The following is a 25299-nucleotide window of genomic DNA, read 5'->3' as shown; positions in this document are numbered from 1 at the left end:
AAGGTGGTGTTGGAGCACGGTGGCGCCAACACGATAAAATAATGTCTAGTCTCCCAATAGGCATTTATAAACAGATGCAACTAAAGGGTTGGACTCACCAATTTTTTTTGTAAAATATATTGTCATTTGCGTAACAACAACTGCGAAGCATAGAGAAGTCACTTCTAAAATAGTTAAAGGAGAAAACAACATTAGCAGTGCGACATTGCCCCAACATAAAACACAAAACAGCCATGCAGCAATTAGTTTTTTTTCATTCGTTTGTATCGATTTCATGATTGTTGCCTCGTATTGATTAATCTTTCAGGCCACGTTGACCAGTTAATTTATTTTTAATTGCACTAACAATGGCTTTTCTTCCATCGACAACAGCGACGCCAAGCACTGCTGCGGTACACCACACTGCCAATTCTGTAGCGATGGCAGCAATGGTGACAGCGGTAATGTGCATACTTTTTCCGTCAGTGGTGAAAAGTACAGCAAACATGGCAAGCCAGCTTAATGCAACGACAAACCATACTGTGCTCAATACACGTTTTTTATTTAATTGTTGTAACTTTTTAAAAGCTTGCATTTTTTATCCTTAGATAATTGAGTAGTTTGATCTGATTAGTCGTACTAAAAAAAAATTCATTACAAACTTTTTCTACTTTTTTTCATCCGTTATACAATCAGCAACAATACATAGCCAAGGCGGCTTAAATTTATTTGAAATTTTTTGTAATAATCTCGTTTCTTTAACGACTAATAATAAAAACAACTTTGAGGCAAATCTCGTTGGTAAATATCACCAAGGACAAAGATAAAGAAGAGGTCATCGCGCAATTTTGGCCACAAATAAGCCGCGCAGCATCTGGGTATGAAAGTAGACCAGCTTTATCAGATGAACTAGCGCAAGAAATGGCACTATCAGTTTGGCGGTCTTTAGAAGGGTTCAATGACCAATGTTCACTGAATACCTATATTTACCGTGTGATCCACAATACAGCCATTGATCACATAAGGCGACATAGTAGAATTTCTGAAGATGAATTAGATGAAGCAGCACTTTGTGAATCTCCAACACCAGAAAAAAGTGCTTTACAAGCGCAAAGGCAGCAACAATTGATCATTGCAGTTAATAAGCTGCCGCTCAGCTTAAGGCAAGTTATGTTACTCAAGTTAGAGGACTTAAATAACGTAGAAATGAGCGAAGTCTTAGGGATAAGCGAGGCAAATGTCGGTGTTAGGTTACACCGAGCAAAAGAGCAATTATCGACGTTACTAGCAGGTATGAATTGATGGATAATAACGAATTTGAACAACTGTCGTCACTTTGGCAATCAACGGAAAAAAAGCCTCAGCCACATATGGATAAGTTGCTTAAACGGCATAAGCGGCAGAGTGCAATTTTAAAGTTTAATGTGTGTTTTGAAGCGGTAGCAATTTTAAGTGTCTGTTACTTATTGGCGGATGCATTTATAGATGGTAAGGAGTTGTTTAAGTTAAGCTGGATTGGGTTTGTCACTTTATGGGCAATTGTTATTTTTATTTTGACTGGTAAGAGTCGTTTAGATAGCTTGAGCCAACTTAAAAGTGAGAATATAAACACCTCACTTGAGGTTCACAAAAACTTATTACGAAATGAAGTTTATAGATGGACTCTATATGCTAAAGGAACCTGGGTGTTTATTTTAGGGTTTGGTTTATTCAATTTAGGGCGTTGTTATTCAGTTACGTGTGAAGTAAAAGATTTAACCCTTGAAGGGGGGCTGTTATTGGGACTGCTTTTTTCTATAGTGTTTTATAAGTATAAAAACGAAAAAGCCAAAGAGGTTTTACAAACATTAGAACAGTAGGGCGGTCTGGTCTAAATGGGTGAAAGCATTAATACGATGTGTGCTTTCACACTATTGATTTTATTTACAAGTCTCAGCCACTTATAATTCTTGATTAAACATGATAACTACAAAGTCATCAACAAAAAACTCTGGTAAACCAATCATATCTTATTTTAATACCTGAACCTTTTCTTACTCCACTTTAAAAAAGAGAGACTAATTTGGTAACTTGAATGAGTGCGACAAATCCACCACATATTATTAAAAGGTTTGCTCGGTTTTTTAGCTTTTCAACTTCATCTTTTGGCTTTTCAGCTAAATTTGATTTGAGTACTTTACCTTGAAAAGCCATACCGGCAGAAACTAAAAGGATTATGATTGTGATAATTAAATCAGACATTGATTCAGGGGACATATGGCATACCTATTAACGTAAATACATAACTCATTGTGCCAAATTTAACTTTTGGACTAAGCATTACTATAAAAAACGATGATACTAAAACAATGTTGATAACAAATAAAGCTTATGATTAAGCTTACGAGAACAATAAACTTTAAAATTGTATAAAAACATCACGGTTGCTGCCATTTTAAGCGAAAGCTTGGTGGTAGTGCGAATATAAGTGTTATGTTAAATTGATTTCTATTTTAATTTTACAGAGTAATTCCTCAGTATAAAATAAAGAAATAGGGGCCATGATTTTGATGACTAAAACAATAGTGAGACTACCAAAATAATCTAAAGTTAAGTTCCAAGTTTCAGACAAATTTAAGTTACAGCATCTAAGTTTAAACAATCCAATAAATAACGGCGTGTTGGATATCAAAACATAAGTAATACAGTGTACCTACAATTTCCCATTCTCTAATTATATTTCAACTGATTTGTCAGCATCGGTTTTTGTGCCTTGAACCAATGACGTCCAGATTACCAATCAATTGCTGAGTTATAAGCAATGAAGCGTAATGTACTGTAACAAAGGGTAATGAAGTGTAATACAAATGTTTCAAGATGAGTCTTAACATAAATAATACATTAAAGCTTGAGACTGTCGATATGATAAAGAATAACCACCTCTTGATATTTATACTTTTTGTAATATCACTTCAAAGCTATGCCGGTCCACTATCTGCCACAAAGCGTGTTGATGCGGATATCCATATTATGTATCTAGAGAAAAATGGAGCTTCTTTATTAAATTCTCCTTTTTATACAGGTAAAGCTAAGCAGGAAAGCAAGACGATCCAACAAATGGTTGTAAGTAGATATAACAGTCATGTATCAGAAATTAAGTTTATCAATGCGAAGGCCAGCGCTGGTCTTGGTGCCAATTGGGTATATAGCATTGCTTTGTTCAATAATTTCACTGGGTGGACGCAATTAGAAACTGACTTGAATGAGCAAGCTTACATAACAAATTACTATCAAGGTAACGAGCAATTAGCTGCTCCTAAGCTCTTAAATTCAAGAAACGAGATCATTCAAGGTAAGGCAAATGAATATTGGATAGAGTCACAATCGAATACTCAAAACTTAGTCCAATCGGATTTTAACCCAACTACAAATTTACCAGTTGCAATTCATAACAAGGTGGATTGCTTTACAATTCAATAAAACTTTAAATTAAGGAAAAACCAATGGAAAATCAAACTAACTTTACTGACTTTCTGTTTGATAGTGCGTCAGAACGCTATGAAAAAGAACATCCAAGTTACGACCATCAAGTAGCTTTTCTTAAGGCATCAACTTCGTTAGAAGAATTTTTGCTAGAAGATCATGATCAATATGTTCCTGGTGGAAACAATGTAGAAAATACGTCTTCTGATTCAAAGACGAATGTACAAAAAGGAACTGACGCAGTAGAAAAATTTCAAGCAAAATCGTCTCCATCTGAAGAGGAGATTAATGAGCTTGCTGATGCTTTCATCAAGCACCCAAGTTCTGCTGTTTCAACTTTGTTAAATGCGGCTCGTTCTGCAGCCGGTTGGAACCCTGTAAGTGGGGATACTAAAGAAAGTGCACTTGGATTTAAAAAGTACACAGACATAATCAGCAGAATTACACTTCTAACTATCTCAGAAGCGTCAAGTGAGGAGCTGAGATACGAAGAAAGTAACTATAATCAATTGATTGATATGATAACGGATACTCTTTCGGGGATTTTTGAAGGTAGTACTAAAAAAATTAAATCTTCTCTAGTAGACCTAGCAAAAGCATGCACCAGTCAGTCTAATACTGAGAATACGGCCACAGTATTTTCTCAAAACGAAGTTACAACAGAGAATAGCGGAAAGAAAGTATCTTACTCAATAGCCTATACCTTTATGAAAATGGAGTTGAGTCATCAGAGTGGTAAAAGCGCTCCGGCAGACAAGTTTAAGGAGGAAACACTTACCGTGGGGGCAAAATTCGATTTTGATGTAGATACATTTACAAATGCTCAGGCCAAAAAATTAGCTCGGCTTAAGCTTGGAGTAAGTACCTTGGAGCAGTTTGTAGAGGCCACAACGACACCCGAAGCTCCAAAACCTATAAAGTTTTGCCTTGATTCTGTCGAAGGTGAACCTGCATAAATAATAAATATGTAGATGAATTATTGAAATACAGGGAAAAGAGGTAACCCTTGAGCTTTCAAAGTTCGTAATGATAGGCGATCAAACGATCGCCTTTGCTGCGTCTTGAAGTGCCTGTGAATAGTAGATTGCCACTGGCTCCATAAATAAAGTTTTCCATCTGGGTATGCTGGAATATTATTGGTTGTATCTCTATTTCAGTTTTACATTGGTTAAGTTAATATGGAATTAGACAAGCACCATCTATTGCGTTATCTGCGACCCTGAGAGGAAAAGGAAAATATCGTCAGACGCACAGTACAGCTATGCACCAATAAAGGAAGATATGTTTGAAACTCTTTGCCTCATTTTAGGTATCTTTTCATTGTTAACTTTGATATGAAAATACTTGGAATATCGCCATGAGTGTGATTTAGAAAACTTAAACTGAGTATGGCCAAGTGGTAACTTGCACCCGCAAAGTTACCACCCAATCTCGAAACAAACCTTTAGTCCAGATTTAAACCAACTTTTAACAAGTCATCCTAAATAAAAAAGCGCCATACTGGAGCTTTTTTATTAACACTGGTAATTTGGTGATTTTATTTTACTTACCTAAGCATCATGCACGTGATAGAGTGGTTTCAATTTCACAAAAGGAGATTAAGAAAGTGAATAATAATAAAAAAGTTAAAGACCTAAAACTGGTTGTGGCAGGTACTAACAGCGGTGGCGATCGTGGTGGCCCACCTACCGAGTGCTTCCTTACAAATAAAGAACTACAGAAAGTTGCAGGTGGAGGCAATTGTCACCAAGGTGGTCCTCCTCATAACCATCAATAGACTCAAAACAGGGACTCTGGTAACTTTCACACGCAAAGTTACCGCCCAAACCCAAAACAAGCTTTTAGTCCAAACTAAGATAGTGTTTAGAAGGTGTTTAATAGCCTCTCAGATTGTTTAACCCTGTTTAATACACTTCCATAAAATTTCATTTATACGCTTAGAGCTGCTTACAAAAAGTTTATGGATATCTTTGGTAATTCCTAGTATGAATTTTACTTATCTGAGCATAATGAGCGTGATACATTAGATTCAATTTCACAAAGGGAGATTGTAGAAAGTGCATCAAAATATAGAAATTAAAGACCTAAAACTGGTTGTCGTAGTCAGTAACAGCGGTGGCAATCCTGGTAGCCCTCCAGCTAACACTCTGATAATCAAAGACCGAGAAAAAGTAGCAGGGTGAACTGGTGGGGGAGATATCAGTGGCCCGCCGCTCTCAATTAAATGAATCTATCTGTCATTAAAAAGGAAAGCAGTATGATCGAATTAATCCCTACTAAAGAATTGAAAAAAATAGTTGGTGGTGTGACTGGCGGCGGAAACCAAGGTGGTCCACCTCATTCAAACAAATAATTATATTAGCCGCTTTTAGCGGCTTTTTAATTCATATGAGAAGAGTGAAGCGACTATCCTTGGGGATCGATAATACTGCCAGCGTTGGAAGTATAGTATTTCTTGGTGGTCATCCCTTGTTTGTAGTAGTCATTTAGCAGCTTAACAAAGTATTTAACGTCTTTGCTGTTACTCAGAATTATTTTACCATCTTCGGTAATTTCAAAGCTTTCTCCTTCAAGCTTTTGAAGTATTTCGTTCATTGCTGTGATTTCAAATTTTGTCAGAGACTTGTCATTACCTTTTTGCTTTATACTCGAGAGCGTTTTTCTAATTGTTGATTTTTGAAGTAGCTCTTTTTCAACTAAGTCTAGGCCTTCAACTAAATCAAACCCCTTAATTGCTTCAACTGTTTCTTGAGCTGTTTTAGTAAACTCCTCATCAAGCCCCAATATTTGTTCAAAACCTGATTTGTGGAACACATAAAACTGTTCATCAATACATAAACAATCAATTTTATCGTCAAAGCTGATAACAGAGCCGTCAAACTCTTGTAGCTCAGCTTCACTTTTGTCAAACATTGCTGATAGCTTTTTACCAAGAGTATCAGGGGTATTCGTAGTAATTTTTCCTTTCGCCACTTTTCGGAAAGAGTAAGTGTATTTGTCGCCACTTTTAACTTTGATGCAATAGGCCCAAAGGTCATTTTTTATGTCATTCAAACAGTTAATAGTAGGAGTATTGTCGGCTCTCGCTTGCTCGGTTATTACTTTTGAGAAGGATAACGCGTTATTAAGTGCATATGAATAAACTTGAGGGAGATCATCTCCAATAACAGTATATGGTTTAACCTCAATGTCATCTTTTGAGGCTTGGGTTTTAATTTGATTGATTAGCACACTTTTAAAGTACTGGCTTATCTCTTCAGAGAGGGCGACTTTATTTAAAATAAAATCGAACTTGTCTAATACCTTGGCTGAGGCTTTCATACCAGGCTTTAGTTTTCTCGTAACAAACATTAAGCTAACTTTGACATTATCATCATTCTCTAGCTTTTCGGCATACTCTAGTAGGTCTTCAAGTTGCAGCATTATCATCCTCGATTAATTGTGCATAAAATAGCTTATGCCCTACATCTTCCATTTCTATCTTGTCGCCTTCTTCAAGAAAGTTACATTTAGTTATGATCATGCCTTTACGAGAATTGCCACTTTCATGGTCCTTGTAAGTAACTTGGTAAAGCGTATATCTCATACTGATAGTTGGATTGATTAGTATCATTCCTGAATTTACATAGATCATGAAAGTAACAATCAATAGAACAGCGATAGAAACTACATTAGTAAAAGAGGAAAGGTCTTGAAACACGAAAGGAATGAGGTAAGTGAACAAGTAGGTAATAGACTCACTATTTTTGTTTTCTATCTCCTGAACAACAGCTTCACGCCCGCCTTGAACACAACGTCTTTTAACATTTTTGAGCAACATCAGTAGCCCTAATATACCAACAATAGACACAACTCCAATAACAGCCACGGCACCAAAATATTTAAAAAAGTTACTTATAGCGACTAAGTTTATGCCACCCCAATTTAAATATTGTTTGTACTGGTATAACTGAGTGAAGCTCATGATAAAAAACAGTGGAAGATATGACACTATAAACAGTGAAAACCTAGCACCGAATTTAAGCCTATTTTGTCTCATCGTTGAAAACTCACTCTATCCATAAAATATCAAGTTTTACTCCTAGCACTTACTTAAAGCTAATCTCATATACGATTTAAATTCGTGAACGGAAAGATTGCAGGGACAAATTTAGTGTCATTAAAAGGTAACTAAAAAGTTACCAGATAAATTTACAAATGAAAACTTTCATTTATCTTATATCTTAAATAGATTAGTTTAGGTCACTGAGAGTGATTAGGAATTTAATTCTTCTCGGTAGCCTAGGTAAATTGTAGAGCATTTTACATAGGCTATAAAAAGCCGCATGACGCGGCTTCATTATCATCAAATCCTCTCGATAATCGGGAATACCATACTAATCGTGGAACCCGCTTTTGAAGATCTAATATTGAGCTTAGTTTTGTATACTTTTGCTATTTGTCTCATGTTATAAAATCCAGAGCCAAAATTTAGCTTGAGCGGGGCACCTCAGTTCAAGGTTTAGTAAGACACTATAGGTTGACAAGACAAATGATTAACTTAATAGTGTCATCCGATGCCAATGGCGCACCGATTACCGAGCATTGACCTCGGTTTGGATTATAATCCTGGTCTTGAATGGTTAGGTGAAGGTAAGGCAACAGGTCAAAAGGAAAACCAGAGTCAGGCACAAATTTAGCAATAGGGCACTTGCATCCAAAATTATTCAAATCAGTTTTAGATGTTGCACCTGATACCAAAAGTACACTTATTATTATTGTAACGCGCGTTTTGAAATTAGAAAAAAATACGCTTGAAATTAGACTGAATTAAATTATGTTAAATTCATTGAATTCAAGCTATTTCACCCATCCTAACGCTTCTTTTATTTGTGCAGTGCCAACTTTTACTGTTTTGCCATTACTATCAATTACAGTACTTTGTCCGTTAACTAAATTGATTTGACCATCATCACCCCAGTCAGCACCGTTGTGATGTAACTCTCTATATGCGTAGTTTATAAAAGCTTGGCTGTTTTCAACCGAGAACACCGGTACAATTTTACAGCCAGTCGATCCATTTACACCGCTCGTTGAAACTGGATTATGTTTAATGGAACCCCATAAGCATCCGAGCTCTGGTCTCATAGTAAAAGAGGTTAATGTTTCTGTGTGATAAATGTCATCACCATCAAGGTTGGGGCGTTTACCAATTAAATCGTGACACAACAGCGCTCCAAAATTAGAGTGTGGTGACGCCCCCATTGTCATATTGTTTACAGCAAAGCCACCTCCGTATAACTCTGTAGTATAATTCGCATTGGCAACTGAGCTTGCTTTTGTGTTATAGCATAGCAAAGCGATATTTTTGGGGTCCCAATCATCTGTTGTATTTGTATTAAAATCATAACCTTGGGAGCCAGCTGACCATGTTGTGCCATTAGAGAAGATAATTTGTATATTATTTACATTACCAATAACAGGTTTTGATAACTGTTTTCTGCTTATAGATAAATCCGAGATCCAACTTCCAATCCATCCACCTTTCAAACCTGAAAATTGCATGATGTCTGCTGGTATGCCCATCACATCAATATGTAGATATTCTCCTGCCACTGATATGTCTAACGCTGTTGATGTGTGCAAGGATGAGATATCTAGCGTATTCAGGCTTTCAATACCACGCATACTTAATACTATATCACCAACACGTGGCTGATATCCGCCGTTGCACCTACCTACTGTTTTGCTGTCATATGTTGTGCCATAATTATTAGCAAAACACGCATCATAACTTGTTGTTCGTTCGATTACTTTATCTGCAACATTATAAATAAACAAACTTTGTGCATGACCAAAAGGCTTTGTCCCATCACCTAATCCACCATCTTTTTGTGCACCATTGTAAAAAGGGTGCTCTCTGTCAATGCGAAATAACGTATAATTTGAATCGGGTGATATAATTTCTATTATCTTACTAAATGCAGTTAAACGCATTTTCTCCGCACCGTGATATTCACCTGCTTTAACACTTAAATCTGCGGCAGCAAAATCCTTCAAACTAACTCCATTAGCGGAGTAACGAATATCACGACACACGCCGCCTTGCCCGCTAGCATAGATTGCATCGTAAAAACGCCCATCAGGTCTACCACTTTTATTGCTTGCTATACTCCCAGAACCAGACAAGATTTTTTGTGTGTCAAAGCAATCAGCAGTGGTTGTCAATGAGACTCCTGTCTCGCTAAAAGTCTTACCATCAGCCGCTAAAGCCGCCCCAAATGGGTTCAATGAAATATGATAAACACCAGAATTTAGTCGATTTATCGTGCCACAGACTATGAAATAGCACTCGCTAAATGAATTCGTATTATCAAACGCAGAGTAGACGCCTCTTATCATTGGTGATTTGTCGTGAAAACTATCAAATAACTCAGCAGCATAGAGACCTACATTGTTATTTGTAAACGCCGCACCAGAATCACTATTCGAGCCTTGGGCAGTTATCATTGATTTGCTGGATCTAAACCCAATAAAGCCATTGTAATTTGCAACATCTAGGCACTCCCAATCGCCATTTCCTATCCCTGAAAACGAGCGACCGCGCACACACCACTGATAAAATTTGCTAGTAGCATCATCGAAATAGATGTTGTTTTCTGGGTCATTTGCAATTCTAATACGTTGTGATTCGCTAGCAGCTTGCCAGTTTACACCGCGACCTCGACTTGTTTCATCACCTTTAAACCAAGCAAAATAAGATGCAGGTCTCACCATATCATCTGCGGTTGCCACGCTATTAATATCAGGCGCATGACTTTGAATTAAACCATGTTTATAAACAAATGGATCTTCGTCGTTTATCTCACGCAAGAAAGACTCAAAACCCCATACATCAGCTCGGTTTGCAATCACTTTGTTTGTTTCAGTTTCACTCGCAAATGCAATTGTTTGTGATGAGTGCGTTACAGAAACACCTGTTGCTGTATCGTATGTGCGTGCTCCATGCTCTGCCTCTGCAAATTTAAAAATTGCTTGTTCGGCGTTCGCCGATGATAGATTTGCAATTTTCGTAATCACTCCAGCAATATGAATGACTGGTGCTTTTGAGTTGGATTTTCCGTGAGATATTCCATAATCAGAAGGTCCGGAAACTAAAATATTTGGGAGCGTTAAATCTGTCCACAACCCTTCATTAGTTTTGTTATAAAATGGAGGGGAGTGATAGTGACTACCAAAACTCACAAACCCACTTGCTGCATACTTTTCAAGATTTAGCTGCCGTAGTGCTTCAAACTCGACTTTCCGCATCGCCCAAGCGTGCGGATTTACGGCATCTATTTCACTTTGCATTTGTCGTAGCGTTTTGACTGTTTGTATGTTCTCATCCAAATCGTTGAACTGTACCGACCCTGTTTTAGTTTGCCAATCCAACATGGCTTTGTAGTTGTCATTGACTATTTTCGATGCGTTGTTGAGTGCTGAAACTGCTGTATTAAAGTCTCCAGATGTCGGTAAAACAACGCACGGCACTTGGCTTTGTGTCGCATTTGGCCAAGGTTTGATTAGTTCGACGAATGTGCCATGGGTTGTCACATATGCTTTGGATATTTCGACAGGGGCAAATGCCCCCAAGACTAATGCATCGCTTGTACGTATGTTTGCAACGCTCTGATTATCATTGATCTTGATGATGTTACTGCCGTTTGTTGCATTTGCATTTGTAGAGTTAAACCATGTCATTTTTTATTATCCTCGTAAGTAGATGACTGCGATTTTTTTAATTTGCGTTGATGATGTGAATGTCACTGAATGCCGAGCTTGGGCGATAGTGAAGGGGCGCTCAAAGTCTTGCTCTGCTTGACGCATCGCTTTTCCACGAATGTCACTTGAACAGAGATAGTCACCGGCTTCAATATCGCCGCCTTGGCCACACACATTGAGTACACCTTCACCGAGAGCATTGAACTCGATGATGTCGTGACTATGCTTATATTCTATAAACTTTTGAAAACCTCTAAACCCTGAAAGCCCAGCGGGTAGTTGGGTCGTTATTGGGCGACTTGATACAAATACTCCGCGAACTGAGCGTTGTGCTGCTTGATTAGATACGCCCATTTCGCATATAGCATTTGAAATATCGGACATATTGACTAAGGCGACATCACACACTAAATCGCCAGTCTCTATATTGGCACCTTTGGCAATTAGCCCATCATGAGCACCTGTAAAAGGTCCTATGGCTCCACGCTGTGCATAAACAGCATAAGGGCCTGCAGAATAAGCAGTGATGGCATTGCCAAAGGTGTTATGAGTGTTAGTGACAGATAACGTACCCGAGGAGCCGCTATTGCCATTGAATTTAAATAAGCTAGGCCAGCTTGACTGGTGGTCTGTATTCCAAGCAAACCCATTGCCTGTCATCGCGTGGGCAGTGAGGCCATCATTATTAATCTTGATTTTTCTTCCACTTGCGGTTAATTCATCAATGGTGCCTGTCGCGGCAACAAGTCCGTCAGCAATGATGGTACCTTCCACAAGCTGACTACCGTGCACATGCAGTGCGAAGCTTTCCCATCTACTTCCTGAAAAACGCTTGGTAGTCTGTACTTTTGGGTCGCTGCTTTTGTATATTGTGACAACATCGTTTATGACTGCATAACCACCTGAGCATGCGGCTCGCGCCACTGAGTCAGACCAATTTCCTGCTGTTGTAGATGTAATAAATCGCCCAGCCCCACGAGCCCCTGAAGTGCCTGAGCTACCTTTATCCCCTTTGTCTCCTTTATCGCCTGGGACGCCTTGTGCGCCCTTAAACTTTGCCCATAAATACTCAGCAGGGTTTGTAGATTCAGTCGCTGTAATTTTGTTGTTAGCGATACCTATGTATTCAGTCGATCCTCTTGGGATTTGATACATGTTCGCGCCATTGGCGCTATCGCTGTAAGCTATCCACGTATATAGGGTTTGGCCATCTTCTCCCTTGTCACCAGGCACACCATCGGTCCCATCTGCGCCTTTGATTTTCGACCAATGGTAGTCGGCAGGGTTTGTCGACTCAGTCGCCGTTGTTTTGTTGTTTGCGATCCCAATGTACTCAGTTGAATCTCTTGGTGTTTGGTACATATTTGCGCCATTGACATTGTCGCTGTACGCAACCCACGTATATAGCGTTTTACCATCTTCCCCTTTGTCGCCTGGGATGCCTTGATTGCCTTGCTCGCCTTTGATTTTTGACCAGGAGTAGTCGCTTGGGTCGTTTGATTCGATATGCGTAAATTGATTGTGGGCAAGGCCAATATAGTCTTTGCCTTCTGGGCTATCACTTAAGCCATTCCCGTGTAAATCGTCAGCATATTTAATCCAGGTATATTTAGTTTGTCCTGGCGGGCCTGGTAGCCCATCTTTCCCGTCGAGCCCGCGAATACTATCCTCCGATTCAACTACAAAATCGCCGAGTTCTAATCGACCTCGAAATACGTGAACTGGATTTTGCGGGTCACGGTTATCAATAAATGACGTAGGGATAAAGGTTTCGCCAACTTGCACACCTTGACGAATGACATCGCCGACTAAATCGAGATTTCCGATTTGCCCATCGTTTAAACCGACTACGCCAGTAGCACGACCCTGGTTGTTTATCAAAAACCCGCCACGGGCGATAAGTCGGCCATCTTGTGTTTCAAATGCTTGACGAATATCAGAAATGCTGACTTTGTCACCGCTGGCGTTTTCAATTTGTAGCTTGCGAATAAACTCAGCGAGTGGCCCGTCAACCCAACTATTGCCTGCATCAACACAGAGGGTGGCATCTGTTTCGTTCGTGATATTCCCTTGTGCATCGATGCAATAACCCACAGCAGCGCGTGTATAAATTATTGCGTTTGCTAAAGTTGACGTGTCGCCTTGCTCGATTTTGGCAACCAAGTCTTGGCGTTGCGTGGCCATCGCTGAATCAAGGTTGGAAATAAGATGAGTCGTTTCTTGAAATGCAGTCTCTGTGTTTGCAGCAAATGCCGTGAATACTTGGTCGCGTACAAGGTTTGCGTGGTCTATGTCAGCAACGGCTTCGGTTACGTCACTAAACGCAGCTTGTGTTGATTGGGTGAAAGCCGCAAAGCGTTCATCACGCAAGACACTGGCTTGGCGTTCGTTGGCAAATGCTTTAGCGACGGATGTGATAATTGCATTGTTTTGCTGATGTATGGCACCTAGCTCTAGTGTAAAACTGGCCACGCTTTCAAGTTCACTAGTAGTGGCTTTTAGTTGGTCTTGGGCCAAGGCAAGTTTGATATCTAATTGCTGCAGCTCGTTGTTTTGAAGTAATGCGTTATACGCCGTGATAACTTCATCGAGACTTTTCGCATCCGCTCCCAGTTGCAGGCCTTGCACTTGCACGATATTACGGTTTATCTCGCCTTGAATGGCATCGAGTGTGCTCGATACGTTTGCGAACTGCTCATCAACACCACCCTCTTGCGCATTAAACACCGTGATTTGGTCTTTGATGTAACCGGCAGCACCCGCGATAAAACGCTCTGCGGCATTGGCTTTTTCAAGTGTGCCATTGTCGTAAAATGACTGTAGCGCTGTAGTGACTCCGTAAGCCGCATCAAAAGTGCTAATCGCCTGGTTGACTTGGCTAGATGTTTGATAGCCTCGGCCATCGACCATCAGCGTTGCCAAGTTCATTGAGCGCTCGACGACGGGACCATCTACCCACGTGTGGCCAGCTAATTCACAGTCGGAGGCATCTTCAATATCAACTCGATTGCCATCGCTATCCACACAATACCCGGTGATGGCACGGGTAAATTCTTTGGCTTCAGCAATAGACCTTTGGCTTTCATCGCTTATTTCAGCGCGCAGTGTTTCTGTGCGCTCAGCACTTGATTGGCGCTCATTGGCAAAAGCGCTACCGAGAATATCAATACTCGCGGCACTTTGATTATGCAACGCAATCAGTTTGGTAGATTGTGAGGATAGGGCGCTTACCTCGTCTGTGACTGCAGCGAGTTTATCTTCAGCATGAGCGAGGGTGATAGACTGCTCTGCTAGCGCGTTGTCGCGCAGGAGTTGGTTGTACGCATCTAATACCTGATTTAAATCTTTGTCGGCTAAATCAAGCTGAATGCCTTGGATTTGAGTGACTGATTGCTGAACTTCTCCGGCTAACGCATCTATGTTTTGCTCGGCCGTAGCGAGCTTTTGGTTAACCCCATCCTCTTCATTTAAATAGCCAATGACTTGGCTGCGTATCGCTGAATTTGCGCCATCAATCCAAGTTTGCGCCGCATTGGCTTTGACGATGACGTCATTGTCGTTGAGCTGCTGTAGCACGGCACTGATACTGTATTGCGTGTTAAATGAATCTATGAGTGTTTGTACGTTGCTTTGAGTTTGAAAGCCTTGATTTGATACCCAAGCCGTTGTTGCATATTGGCCCATGCGACCTGTACCGGCATCTAACTCTTGTTCGATGGTGGTCGTGCGACTTGTGATGTCTGATAGGGCTAAATCGTTTGCCCCGCGCTTACCGATTTCAATAAAGTCGATATCGCAGTGGCCCAGTGAAAACTGAAGCCAAGTGATAATGCCGCTATAGCCTGCAGTACCTGTCGCGTCTACTTGAATGACCTCCCAATCATCACTTATTGGCTCGGGCAGGAACAAGGTACCGCCATTGAATTGGATATGCCCTAGCCAGGTGCTGTTTTGATGTTTACGCACGCGCACTCTAAACATGGGGTTATCGACTGTATCCAGAGAAATAGCAGGGCTATTTAACGTATTTTTACACACCAAATACCCTAACGCATGATGGCTTTCGAACCCTACAAACCCCTCAGCGCCGCTGTTAAACTGCCAGCTGTATGCAGGCGTTAAGGCTGATATAGCGCCGGCAATATGGGCGTCGACTTCGGTATGAGTTGCACGCTGTGTAATTTGGCCTGCCTGCAGCTCGATTTGCGCTGTGGCGTCAACGAGCTTTTCTTCAGTCTGTTTTATGCGACGGGACTCAAAATTGATGCGTGCGTGGACACCATCTACCAAAGAAACCGCTTCACTGAATTGCGTGTCGGTATAAGAAAACGCCCGATTCACAATGGTGCCAGACTCGGCATCGACAAATACGGCGGCATCAATTAAACGCTCATTATTAAGCGTGCGTCGTTCGTACTCATGACGAAAGTTGGTGTAACCAGCCGTGACATCAAACACGCTTTTTTGCATGTCAGTAACAGCCAACGCTGTTTCATCGAGTTTGATTTTATTCAGCGCAATTTGAGTGGGAATGCCATCGACAATCGAGCCATCTAAAACCTTGGTGACATCTTCCAAGCCCTGTATTTGCTCGATGTTTTTGGCAACAAGCGAGGGCAGGTTGTTCTCGGTTTCAGGCCTTAATCTATCAACTTGGGTGTTCAAGTCGTTGATGAGGTCTTGGGCCTCTTGGCTTAACTTCGCCAGTGGCATGTCATTAATAAACTCGGTTAAGTCTACATCCGTTGTTGAGACAGCTATCTGCACCCAGTCACTGTTACCGATGTGGTTTACTGCACGACATTGAAAGTGATACTCGGTCATCGGCTGCAAGCCAATGCGGTTGTAGATTTGCGCAAATGCCGTGTCACTTTGCTGAGGTGCTTCATTGGAGCCCAAGAACTGCCACTCAAACTGGGTGCCTATCCCAATAGCGGGTATAGTGGCGGTAAGCGTAATTTGGTTATAATCTGCGACATAAGACAGCACAGGTTCGGTTGGTGCTGAAACAGTAAACTGAATGGCAACAGATGGGGAGCGCTGGCCGAATATGTTTTTCGCAAATACTTTAGCGGTGTATGTACCAAGAGCGAGTTTGGGAATAACAATTTGCGTGTAGGTCACAGACTCTTTATACACGCGCGTATCATTATCACTATAAAACTCCACATCAAACTCATGCACTGCCAGCGGAGCGGGGTGGGTCCATTTCACAATGCCATTGCCATCTCCATCAACCTCAACACGTGCTTGCTCAATTGGGGAAGGTTTGCCAATGACGTAATCGCTATTTGGCGTTAGATCAGACGCACCAGGCACTAAATCATCAGCCCATAAAAGCGGGCTGTCTTCCACACACGTCAGCGTTATTCCCCCATCAAGCCGAAAGCGCCTTGCGACAACACGATAGACTTTTTTATTGATGCGCTCGTTGGGTAAATCCACATATACCGTACGACCCACTGCGGCGCGCAAAGCTTTGTGTTTGAGGGGGAGTTCGATTGAGCCGAGGCGGGTTTGCTCAAGGTGAATGGTTGCCAAGCGCTGTGCCGCTGTCGCACTGCGCACAAAAGGCAATGAAATCGTGGTCTCTAATGGTTGATTGTCTTTTTCGATATAACCCTCAGCACGCACAGGCGGTGCATCGGTGCGCTCATAATGCTGATTAGGGTCGGTAAAAGTAGCACGGACAATATTGGCTCTATCACGTAGGTCCGCATGCCACTTGATTTTAACGTTGCCCATCACATCCGATTGGCCAATCGTATACGTGGGGTTGCCATACCAGGCACCAACGCGCACAAACCATTGGCCCATTTGCCTAAAGATTTTTCCTGCAAAGCAGCGCTCTAATTGTCCAAGTACTTCTATGGGCTTACTGGTAAAGCGAAAAGTCCCGTTGCACGTGTAGCGCGGCTCATACCTATCAACGCCATCGTTGTCTTGATAGACGGCGTTTTCATCACAGACATTGGCTGCCGCTACCCACCAATTAAGCGGAATGCGATGATAGGGCACTTCATGAGCCCCATAAAAACGAATGTAGTGCAGGGCGCACAGCACGGCATTTTGCGTCCATGCCCATGTGCTCTTATCATCGGGGTCTTGCTCACTATCACGGGGGTCCCAAATACGCGAACCGCGAATTAAAAATTCGCAATCGGAAATGCCATCGGGGAACACCTCGCGGTTGTTCTCAAGCTCAATGAATACATGTGCCTGACCATAACCCACATGTTTACTGGTCCAACCCGCCATTTTAGACACAGCTTTATTGTTGGCGGATGTGTGATTGCCATCAGACAATGCATAGTCCCAACTCTCGGCTGGGTAGTCCGATAACGGCTTATTGGCAATATACACGTCTTCTAACGCATCGATGGGCGCACCGTTAATTAACACAATCAACTGCACCCACTTTTTTTCATCGCGCTCGACTGTGGCTTGGTGCGCAATCACACCCCCAACGCGGTCACGCCCAAAGGTAATACGGCGCGGCTGGTCAATGCCTTTTTGCAGCCCTTTTGCCAGCGTTGCATAGTCTTCTTCGGGTATCTCTGGGCTCATACTGTCCCAGAGTGCCCCAACGGTTTCATCCCAGACTTTCTCAACGAGACCAAAGGGATCTGCTATATCTTTGACAACATCGACAACTTTACCCATTGCGCACCTCACCCGTAGACTTAGGCAACTCCTGAGAAAAGCAAAAACTGACCGCGCTCATTTCCAGTGCGCTTAAACCGATATTAGTAACGCAATAGACATAGCCAAGACCAACGATGCCACCTATCAATTCACCCTCATATTCAACCAACGCAATATCACCGCGCTGCGCATAGGATGTTTCAATGGGCTTTAAATGGTGTTTAAACACACTTTCAATACTATTAAATCCTAAGCGAGTTAAACGTCGTTTTGCGCCAATGGCGGTGCTGTAGTGACCCCGAAAGCCTTGCGCAACATCGACACCATTTCGGGCAAGGAGCCAATCGGCCACAAACAAGCAGCAATCGAATTTGCCCCATGCAAACGGGGTGTTTTCGCATGAATCTAGATAGCGTTGGAGTATAATTGGGCGGTAACTAGGGCAGTGCATGGCCATCCCTCCCACCAATTGGATAACCAGGTTGTGTGTCTGGGAGTAAAGTCCCTGTGGCTTCAGCATGCTCATTAAAAAACATGTCGTCTGGATATAACGCGGTTTGCGTCGCATGGTTCCAGCGTTGATGCAAACGCGATTGCTTCCAACGCTCAGACTCGCCAGCCACTGACAAGCTCACTTTACTGACTTGGCCGCGCTCTACATCACACGCCACGATATAGCCGCTTTCTAATAGTTGAGACTGATTAACACGATAATGTGTGTCGACCGTGGCAAGATAGATTTCAACGCCCACACCAATGGGGTCATTCTCGGCGACTTCAGCTAACACAGTTTCATTTTGGGTGTGCAACGTTAAGCGAATGCGCGCCGCATCGTTTTTATCATTTGCGGGGATTTCACCTATACGCCCAAGCATCCCTAAACCATGCCAGGTGTAACCTAAGAATCGGCGCTGGCCCACACCGGTATGTAATAACACATCGCCACTTTTAAACGCCAAGCGCACAAAGTAGCGGGGGCGGCAATTGGCAAGCTCGGCCACCAAAGCAGAATTTAATGCCTCCATTAGAACGCCTCCCGACCTTTGATTTTCCATGAGGTCACAAAGCCATTTTTAACCTTGGCTTCAGCCAACCCTTGCTTGTTATTCAAAAGGCGAAACACGCCAGCAGGGCGCTTAAAATACACAGGGGTATTGCTCGCTGGGATTTGGCGCATAGGCGATTCAAACTCAAGCTCACACTCGCCGTGGCTATCAACCACCACATCCGAAGTAAGAATCTTAAGCTCGGCGTTTTCACCCGTACCTATCTGAATGCGATTGCCGGCTTTGGCATACTCTGAATTGACAGGCAAACCAGCCACTTTAAGCAAATTACCGTCTTGATATGACGCAGTAACCCGGGCAAAACTGTCCAAGTCATCTTGTAAAAACCGATAATCAAAACACAAAAACTTGCCAACGGCACCACGACACCTGGCCAAGAACGCATCCAACGCCAAGGCATCAGACTCAGACACATTGGCAAGCTCAATCTCAAACTCCCAGTATGCGCCCTCAAGGTCATACACCTCAGAGGCATTATTGGTTTTACTCACGTGCAAATGACTATTGGGAACCAGCCGAAAAACACAGCTTTTTGGGGGCTTAGGTAGGGGAAGGTGCTCCATATTTTTTATCGCTCTTTGTTTTACTGTGTGAGCGAGTTTAAAAAATTAGGAGCGGGAAATTAGGTGTAAAATGTTTTACTATAAGCTGAGTAGTTCGCAGAAGTAGATTTATAAGGATAATGAAGTGCGATTTAGTTTTTTGATTTTGTATATTTTTACACTATTGATAGCTTGTTCAGACAACAGCAATTTCATGGGGTTTGATTTTGAAAAAGCGAAGGCAGTTGAGTCGGAGTGGAAGTCAAAAATAGATGAACAAATTCAAAAGTCTAGTGATGTAAACGAGTTAAGTGACTGGTTCAAACAGGAAGGCGTCGAGATGAGATTTGACCTGTCCGTATTTCACATTGCCCAACTCGATACAATTCCTAGTATAACTGACCCCAAATGTTATATCTCCGTATCTTTTAGTATTGACGAATTGAACGAGCAAGCCATTGTGGGCTATAGAGTTTATTCAATGGGAGTTTGTCGAGATCAGACCTGAAGATCTGAAGAGAGCGAATAAACCATAGTCAGGACTACTTTAAACACAGCTGTTTGGGGGCTTAGGTAGGGAAGGTGCTCCATGTTTTTTATCGCTCTTTGCTTTATTGTGTGAGTAAACATTAAAAAGAGAGCAGGTAAGAAGGCAACCTTCCATTACCTAAATCTATACTAATGGCTGTAGCCCCCTGAACTACATGCATAAATATTCATTGACAAAACATTTACTCTAGTAAAATATTTACCCTCATATTAGCTTTAAAGTAAATTGAAGGAGTATCAAGTAAACATGTCTATATTTGAGCTGTTCTCTAAAAGGCGCGAGAAGTTAACAAGCAAGACGCAAGACGTATATCAATATAGTAAAATACCAAACAATTTCCGTGTCCAAGTTATTCATATTGTCAGAGATACTATTGGTATTGAAGATCAGTACAATCACGTAAGCAGTAAAATATACCTAGAAATACATCAAACACTATGTAAAGAGTATGGGGTGTTCGCACTTAGAAGAGATGCGCGAACTAATTTCGAAGCAATATTTGATTTTTTTTTAGAGACAAATAAAACAGAGCAATGCCTCGATATTATTGACTTGGTATTCAATGTTATAGATCACGGTATTAGAAACAATTCTTGGGAATTCTCTCGCACCAGAGGAGTAACTCAAACACCAGATGCGGCAATAGAAGAACTAAATTATAGGTTTAAAGAGGCTTCGATAGGGTATCAGTTTATTTCTGGAGAGCTTATCCGAATTGATTCTCAATACATTCATTCTGAAACAGTAAAACCAGTCCTTCAATTGCTAGGAAAAGAAAAGTGCTACTCAGGGGCAAACCACGAATTTTTATCCGCACACGAGCACTATAGAAATAAGAAATACAAAGAATGCCTTAATGATTGTCTTAAATCTTTCGAAAGCCTAATGAAAGCAATTCATGATAAACATGGCTGGCAGTACAATAAAAATGATACATCCAAAAAACTAATTAATAGCTGCTTCAACAATGGATTAGTTCCTGAATATCTCCAAAACCAATTTTCTTCGGTTAGAACGTTACTCGAAAGCGGTGTTCCTACTTTGAGAAACAAAGAAGGGGGACACGGTCAGGGAGTAGTAGTTAAAAACGTTCCTGAGCACTTCGCAAGTTATACTTTACATCTAACAGCGACTACTTTGCTATTTTTATTGACCTGCGAAGAGAATCACACCTAAGCTCCCATTAATGTAAATATTTAAAGAGTTATTACTTAATATCAAAAGATGTTATTTAGCAGCAGACTAGTGGAATTAAATTCAGGAAAATAAGGTAATCATGGAATTTTCAGGTACGATTGAATCATTTGAACACTTTAGGAACATTGTAAAAGGAATTACTCCTGACGAGCGTTACTTTTTTAGAGGGGAATCTAAAGATTATTTTTCTTTGGTTCCTAAAGTTGGCCGACTCTCTAGTTCAAAATTTGTTAAAGGCTACTTCGATGAAAAGAGCATCTTTGATAGATTTAAAAATCAAGCTGTAGGGTTCCTTCAATCAACTCCAAATACCGAATGGGAATGGTTAGCCTTAGCTCAACACCATGGTTTGCCAACTAGGTTGCTAGATTGGTCAACGAATCCTTTGGTTGCACTTTACTTTGCTGTGGGGGAACCAATTTCCGAACTAGATATTCGTAAAGAAAACTTAGTAAAAGAGGACTATTCAGGTGATGCAGCGTTTTATTTCTTAACCATAAAGTCCGCCTTTGTTGATGTGAACAAAGTAAAAAAACCGTTAGAGCATGAGCACGTTAACATCTATAAACCACCTCATGTATCAGGTAGGATACGAGCGCAATCGGGAGTTTTTACCATTCAACCTGATCCCAGACAACCATTGAATGATAGATTGAAAAATAAAGCCATAAAAAAATATCGTATCCCTTATGCAATAAGGGAAGCTTTGCGCAAGGAACTGAGACTTTTCGGAATTCATCATGCGTCAATATTTCCTGATTTGGATGGACTGTCAAAGTATTTGCAGAACGTAATGTCTGAACATTCATAAGCATAACTTTTATGTACATTACAACTATCGATGATCCTATTCCGAAATAACTAAAAAGTTAATGAAATCGCCCTAAACACAGCCCCGCGAGAGTTTATACTTTCAACAAATACAGCCTCAATCTGCCGAGTCAAGTTTGCACCAATGACATTGCCTTGCTCGGCATTGGCCGCACCTTCTACGGTGATCTGATTTGTAATATTGAACACCACATTTTGACCTGCAGTTTGGCGATTGCCAGCGTTGTAATGCCGCGCCATGTGGCTGATTTCGACGTTTTGCTTTGGAGAGAGGACACGTTCACCACGCTGCAGGATGTAAGTACTTTCGTTTGGTACGTAGTCTAAACCACCGTGTGCGATACCAGCAGGTTGCTGTGCCTTTATCATGCGGACTTGCTGTAAACCCATTGCGACGGCGGCCGCAGCTGCAGCGGCACCAAGTGCAGGGCCAACGACAGGAATAGGGGCTAATGCTGCATATGCGCCAGTTGCTGACTCATAGGTTTTAATCATCGCTTGAGTGATTGAAAACGCTTTATACAGCTTAAACGCGGTTTTACTTTGGCCTGCCATGGCCTTAAAGCCAGCAGCGCCTAAGCCAACAACGGCAGATGTTTTCTCGCGGGCGTTTTTAGTCTCCCAGTTCGCAAACTCCATTAAGTGTTTTTGCATAGGTCCCGTTTTTTGTGTACGGGCTTGCATTAGCCGTTCTTGATGGGCGTATTCATCGGCTTCGCGCTGGCTGTGAAATCCTCTCGCTGCGTTCAGTTCTTGCTGTCGCTCTAGGTTTCGAATTTGATTGTCGGCGTTGTACTTGATTTCGCCGACTTCATCATTTGAAGCAAGACCTAACATGCCACGCCGTTTTGCGTCGATACGGGCTTGTTGTTTTGCTTCTTCTACTGCCAGCTGGTTGTTGTAACTGGCAAGTGCTTCACGGTTTGCATAGCCTTTGATTTGTGCAATGCGGTCTTCTAGCTCTGCACGTAAATCGTTTTTACGCTTTTCTTCTGCTTGGTTTTGGATACGTGTTTTTTCTGCTTCATGCTTGTCTGTTAATGCTTGCTGGTCCGCGTGAAGCTTGGCGTCTAGCTGCTTCAAAATTGCATCGTATTTGGCTTTATTGCCATGGTCATTTTCACGGGCTTGTATGACCATGGCTTTGCGTTTTTCATAGCTGGCTTTTAGCCTGGCTTCTTCTCCTAGTAGCGAAAGCTGAAGCTGCTGAATGTTTTGGGGCAGGGCGTTAGTGGCTTGTTTGGTGTTTTCCGCTATTTGCTTCCAATCTATTGCTTTGAGGTTTTGCTGCAGGTTTGCTGCTTGTGCAGCGGTTTTCATGGACTCGCTACGCAGTTTTGCTTGCTCGTTGATGTAGCGCTCAATGCCAGCAATTTGGTTTTGGTATGTAAATTTAGCGCGGTCACTGCTAGCGTTATTCATTTGTTGGCGCAGCTGCTTAATACGTTTATACGCGTTTTGAATGTTGTTTGTGTAGTTGATTGTTTGCTTTGACGCAGAGGCGATTTGCGCTTTAGCACTGACGTTGTTAACCGAATCGAACGCATCGCCCAAATCGTACAAGTGTGTTTCTAATCTTTTTGAGCTAGTAGATGCTTTGTCACCTTGGCTCGCAAAATAGGCGATAGCCAAACCTGCAGTAACAGCTAATCCAACTGGGCCACCTAATAGCCCCATTGCACCGCTTAATGCGCGACTAGATAAAGCTGCGCGTTTAGACACGACAGAATAAGTGGCTGTTGCTGCATTGAGGTTGGTTTGTGCAAGTGTCGCTCGTTGATTAGCCAGGGCCAGTTGATGAATGGCCTTTGTTCTAAGCGCTGTATTGCTAGCCATTGCCAGTTGGCGCTGAGCGGCAGCTTGCTCTTGTATTGCACGTCTTTGTTCCTCTGCTGCTAAACGTTGATTATATGCAGCTAATTGTAAGTCTGCTTGCAGTGCCTTATGCTTTGCCATCGTCGTCGTGGTAAATGCCGCTGTCGCTTTAGCTGCACCGCCTGCCAGTTTGCCTCCGAGTACAATTGCTAATGCCGTTGCCGAGGTTGTTAGTCCTTCAACTAGGTCTTGGTTTTCACGCAGTTCTCGCATTCCTGCCGTGACAGCATCGGCTACGCCAGTCACCGCAAAATTGACTGGCTTTTCATACTCACGAATTAAACGCTGATACTCGTTGCTCATCTCAGCAAAGGATGCGTTTATTTTGCCCTCGGTAGCCTCAGCCGCACCCGCATACTCGTTTAAAGCCTTTATTAAATAGCGTTTAAACATTTGGCTTGTAATACGGCCATCATTCACCATTCGACGCAATTGACCGTTTACTAAACCTGACGCTTTTTCTAATTGTTGTAATAGCCCAGGCATAGGCTCGACTATTTGATTAAACTCTTCAGCTCGAATTACATTACTGCCTAGGCCTTGTTCAAGGCCATACAGTGATTGAGATACTTGGGCATTGGCTGCACCGATTTTAGCCGCTGCATTTGCGTATCCTTCGAGTATTTGAATACCTTCTGACTTAGATATTAAAGGCTCTAAATTAAGCATTTTTGTATATGAGTCAGATAACAATACGTAGCTTGTATTAAGTCTATCAGCAGCTTCAAACAGATAGCTTTGTACTTGTTGGTATTCGCGGGTAGAATCGGTCAACCCTTGCAGCCGAGTATCTAATTGCTGCGCTGCGCCTGTATCACGGATAAAAATTGCAGCTGTGCCTATAGATGCAACGCTTGCCAGTGTCATTCCCAATTGCTCATAGCCACTTTGTAGCACACCCAGCTGTTTACCCATTGCAGACTGTTGCTGCATAACCTTTGACTGACTTGCACCCAAACGTTGATTCGCAGCTACTTGATTTTGAATGGCATGAGGCAGGCGGTTTAAGTCCTGTATGTTCTTGTTAGTGCCGGATGTTACCGCTTTACCGTCGTATCGTAAGCGTAAGGCCAAATTCAGTTGGTTTTTCATCAGTCTGCCTCAAGAGCTTTATTATTGTTCGTTCTAGATATTGGAGCTTGTCAAAATCAGTGGGGGTGAGGGCAATATCCGCATAGCGCCAAGCAATTTCAGCCCTGGCATAATCAAGAGCCAATTCAATGCCATCCTTACAGTATTGCCACTGCGTATTGGCAGTAGAAAGCGCTTTAACCGCTACCCAATTTTGTGGGAGTACGTATAAATCTGCTTTGCTTTTTACTGGTTCAACCGGCGCACCAAAATGGGCTAAGTCATCATCAAGTGCTTTAGATTGTGTGGCCAAGTCACCCACAAACCACTTGGCCAC

Annotated in this window: 21 protein-coding genes; 9 read left to right on the top strand and 12 right to left on the bottom strand. The window is 42.0% G+C overall.

The window, feature by feature from the left end:
• Positions 1-45: 45 nt before the first annotated feature.
• Both S4054249_RS10650 and S4054249_RS10645 read right to left on the bottom strand, forming a co-directional pair.
• A complete protein-coding gene (locus S4054249_RS10650) occupies positions 46-276 on the bottom strand; it encodes a hypothetical protein (protein WP_046355478.1) in 231 nt (76 codons plus the stop codon).
• A 19-nt stretch (positions 277-295) separates the two neighbouring features.
• The gene (locus S4054249_RS10645; RefSeq protein ID WP_046355477.1) at positions 296-574 is read right to left on the bottom strand and encodes a hypothetical protein; all 279 of its coding nucleotides are present in this window, start codon (positions 572-574) and stop codon (positions 296-298) included.
• Between the two features lie 203 nt (positions 575-777).
• Here S4054249_RS10645 and S4054249_RS10640 point away from each other — a divergent pair, with 203 nt between their 5' ends.
• Positions 778-1281: an RNA polymerase sigma factor gene (locus S4054249_RS10640; RefSeq protein ID WP_046355476.1), complete on the top strand. Its 504-nt coding sequence runs from the start codon at positions 778-780 to the stop codon at positions 1279-1281.
• The gene (locus S4054249_RS10635; RefSeq protein WP_046355475.1) at positions 1281-1838 is read left to right on the top strand and encodes a hypothetical protein; all 558 of its coding nucleotides are present in this window, start codon (positions 1281-1283) and stop codon (positions 1836-1838) included. Before S4054249_RS10640 ends, S4054249_RS10635 begins: the two co-directional genes overlap by 1 nt.
• 184 nt (positions 1839-2022) lie before the next feature.
• On the opposite strand, the gene S4054249_RS10630 is transcribed toward S4054249_RS10635, so the two are convergent.
• A complete protein-coding gene (locus S4054249_RS10630) occupies positions 2023-2220 on the bottom strand; it encodes a hypothetical protein (protein ID WP_155401367.1) in 198 nt (65 codons plus the stop codon).
• A gap of 660 nt (positions 2221-2880) precedes the next feature.
• On the opposite strand from S4054249_RS10630, the gene S4054249_RS10625 reads away from it, so the two are divergent.
• From S4054249_RS10625 to S4054249_RS27160, 4 genes are all read left to right on the top strand, one after another.
• A complete protein-coding gene (locus tag S4054249_RS10625) occupies positions 2881-3438 on the top strand; it encodes a hypothetical protein (RefSeq protein ID WP_155401366.1) in 558 nt (185 codons plus the stop codon).
• Positions 3439-3461: 23 nt separating this feature from the next.
• On the top strand, positions 3462-4397 hold the full coding sequence (locus tag S4054249_RS10620) for a hypothetical protein (RefSeq protein ID WP_046355472.1): 936 nt from the start codon (positions 3462-3464) through the stop codon (positions 4395-4397).
• A gap of 650 nt (positions 4398-5047) precedes the next feature.
• Positions 5048-5218 carry a hypothetical protein gene (locus tag S4054249_RS26560; protein ID WP_155401365.1) on the top strand — a complete coding sequence of 57 codons (171 nt, stop codon included), beginning with the start codon at positions 5048-5050 and terminating at the stop codon, positions 5216-5218.
• 280 nt (positions 5219-5498) lie between these two features.
• Positions 5499-5624 carry a hypothetical protein gene (locus S4054249_RS27160; protein ID WP_256370525.1) on the top strand — a complete coding sequence of 42 codons (126 nt, stop codon included), beginning with the start codon at positions 5499-5501 and terminating at the stop codon, positions 5622-5624.
• A 223-nt stretch (positions 5625-5847) separates the two neighbouring features.
• On the opposite strand, the gene S4054249_RS10615 is transcribed toward S4054249_RS27160, so the two are convergent.
• The 7 genes from S4054249_RS10615 to S4054249_RS10585 form a co-directional block, all read right to left on the bottom strand.
• A complete protein-coding gene (locus S4054249_RS10615; RefSeq protein ID WP_046355470.1) occupies positions 5848-6864 on the bottom strand; it encodes a Kiwa anti-phage protein KwaB-like domain-containing protein in 1017 nt (338 codons plus the stop codon).
• On the bottom strand, positions 6851-7405 hold the full coding sequence (locus S4054249_RS10610) for a hypothetical protein (RefSeq protein ID WP_196764525.1): 555 nt from the start codon (positions 7403-7405) through the stop codon (positions 6851-6853). The genes S4054249_RS10615 and S4054249_RS10610 overlap by 14 nt, the downstream gene beginning before the upstream one ends.
• A gap of 875 nt (positions 7406-8280) precedes the next feature.
• The gene (locus tag S4054249_RS10605; RefSeq protein ID WP_046355468.1) at positions 8281-11163 is read right to left on the bottom strand and encodes a hypothetical protein; all 2883 of its coding nucleotides are present in this window, start codon (positions 11161-11163) and stop codon (positions 8281-8283) included.
• Positions 11164-11169: 6 nt separating this feature from the next.
• The gene (locus S4054249_RS10600; RefSeq protein WP_046355467.1) at positions 11170-17847 is read right to left on the bottom strand and encodes a phage tail protein; all 6678 of its coding nucleotides are present in this window, start codon (positions 17845-17847) and stop codon (positions 11170-11172) included.
• On the bottom strand, positions 17840-18280 hold the full coding sequence (locus S4054249_RS10595; protein ID WP_046355596.1) for a DUF6950 family protein: 441 nt from the start codon (positions 18278-18280) through the stop codon (positions 17840-17842). Before S4054249_RS10595 ends, S4054249_RS10600 begins: the two co-directional genes overlap by 8 nt.
• Entirely contained in the window at positions 18267-18854 is a 588-nt protein-coding gene (locus S4054249_RS10590; RefSeq protein ID WP_046355466.1) for a hypothetical protein, read from the bottom strand. Before S4054249_RS10590 ends, S4054249_RS10595 begins: the two co-directional genes overlap by 14 nt.
• A complete protein-coding gene (locus S4054249_RS10585) occupies positions 18854-19387 on the bottom strand; it encodes a hypothetical protein (RefSeq protein WP_230851845.1) in 534 nt (177 codons plus the stop codon). Before S4054249_RS10585 ends, S4054249_RS10590 begins: the two co-directional genes overlap by 1 nt.
• Positions 19388-19583: 196 nt before the next feature.
• On the opposite strand from S4054249_RS10585, the gene S4054249_RS10580 reads away from it, so the two are divergent.
• The 3 genes from S4054249_RS10580 (at position 19584) to S4054249_RS10570 (ending at position 21996) form a co-directional block, all read left to right on the top strand.
• Positions 19584-19946: a hypothetical protein gene (locus tag S4054249_RS10580; RefSeq protein WP_046355464.1), complete on the top strand. Its 363-nt coding sequence runs from the start codon at positions 19584-19586 to the stop codon at positions 19944-19946.
• 288 nt (positions 19947-20234) lie between these two features.
• Positions 20235-21164 (top strand): STM4504/CBY_0614 family protein, encoded by a 930-nt coding sequence (locus S4054249_RS10575; RefSeq protein WP_046355463.1) that lies wholly within the window; start codon positions 20235-20237, stop codon positions 21162-21164.
• Positions 21165-21264: 100 nt separating this feature from the next.
• On the top strand, positions 21265-21996 hold the full coding sequence (locus S4054249_RS10570; protein WP_046355462.1) for an FRG domain-containing protein: 732 nt from the start codon (positions 21265-21267) through the stop codon (positions 21994-21996).
• Positions 21997-22046: 50 nt separating this feature from the next.
• Here the strand turns inward: S4054249_RS10570 and S4054249_RS10565 are convergent, their stop codons facing one another.
• Together S4054249_RS10565 and S4054249_RS10560 are read right to left on the bottom strand one after the other, a co-directional pair.
• Positions 22047-24983, bottom strand: coding sequence for a tape measure protein (locus tag S4054249_RS10565; RefSeq protein WP_046355461.1), 2937 nt, complete (start codon positions 24981-24983; stop codon positions 22047-22049).
• On the bottom strand, positions 24937-25299 hold the full coding sequence (locus tag S4054249_RS10560) for a DUF1799 domain-containing protein (RefSeq protein WP_230851844.1): 363 nt from the start codon (positions 25297-25299) through the stop codon (positions 24937-24939). Before S4054249_RS10560 ends, S4054249_RS10565 begins: the two co-directional genes overlap by 47 nt.

It is taken from the genome of Pseudoalteromonas luteoviolacea (assembly GCF_001750165.1).
GTDB lineage: Bacteria > Pseudomonadota > Gammaproteobacteria > Enterobacterales > Alteromonadaceae > Pseudoalteromonas > Pseudoalteromonas luteoviolacea_G.
This window is presented reverse-complemented; position numbering and strand designations above follow the sequence as displayed.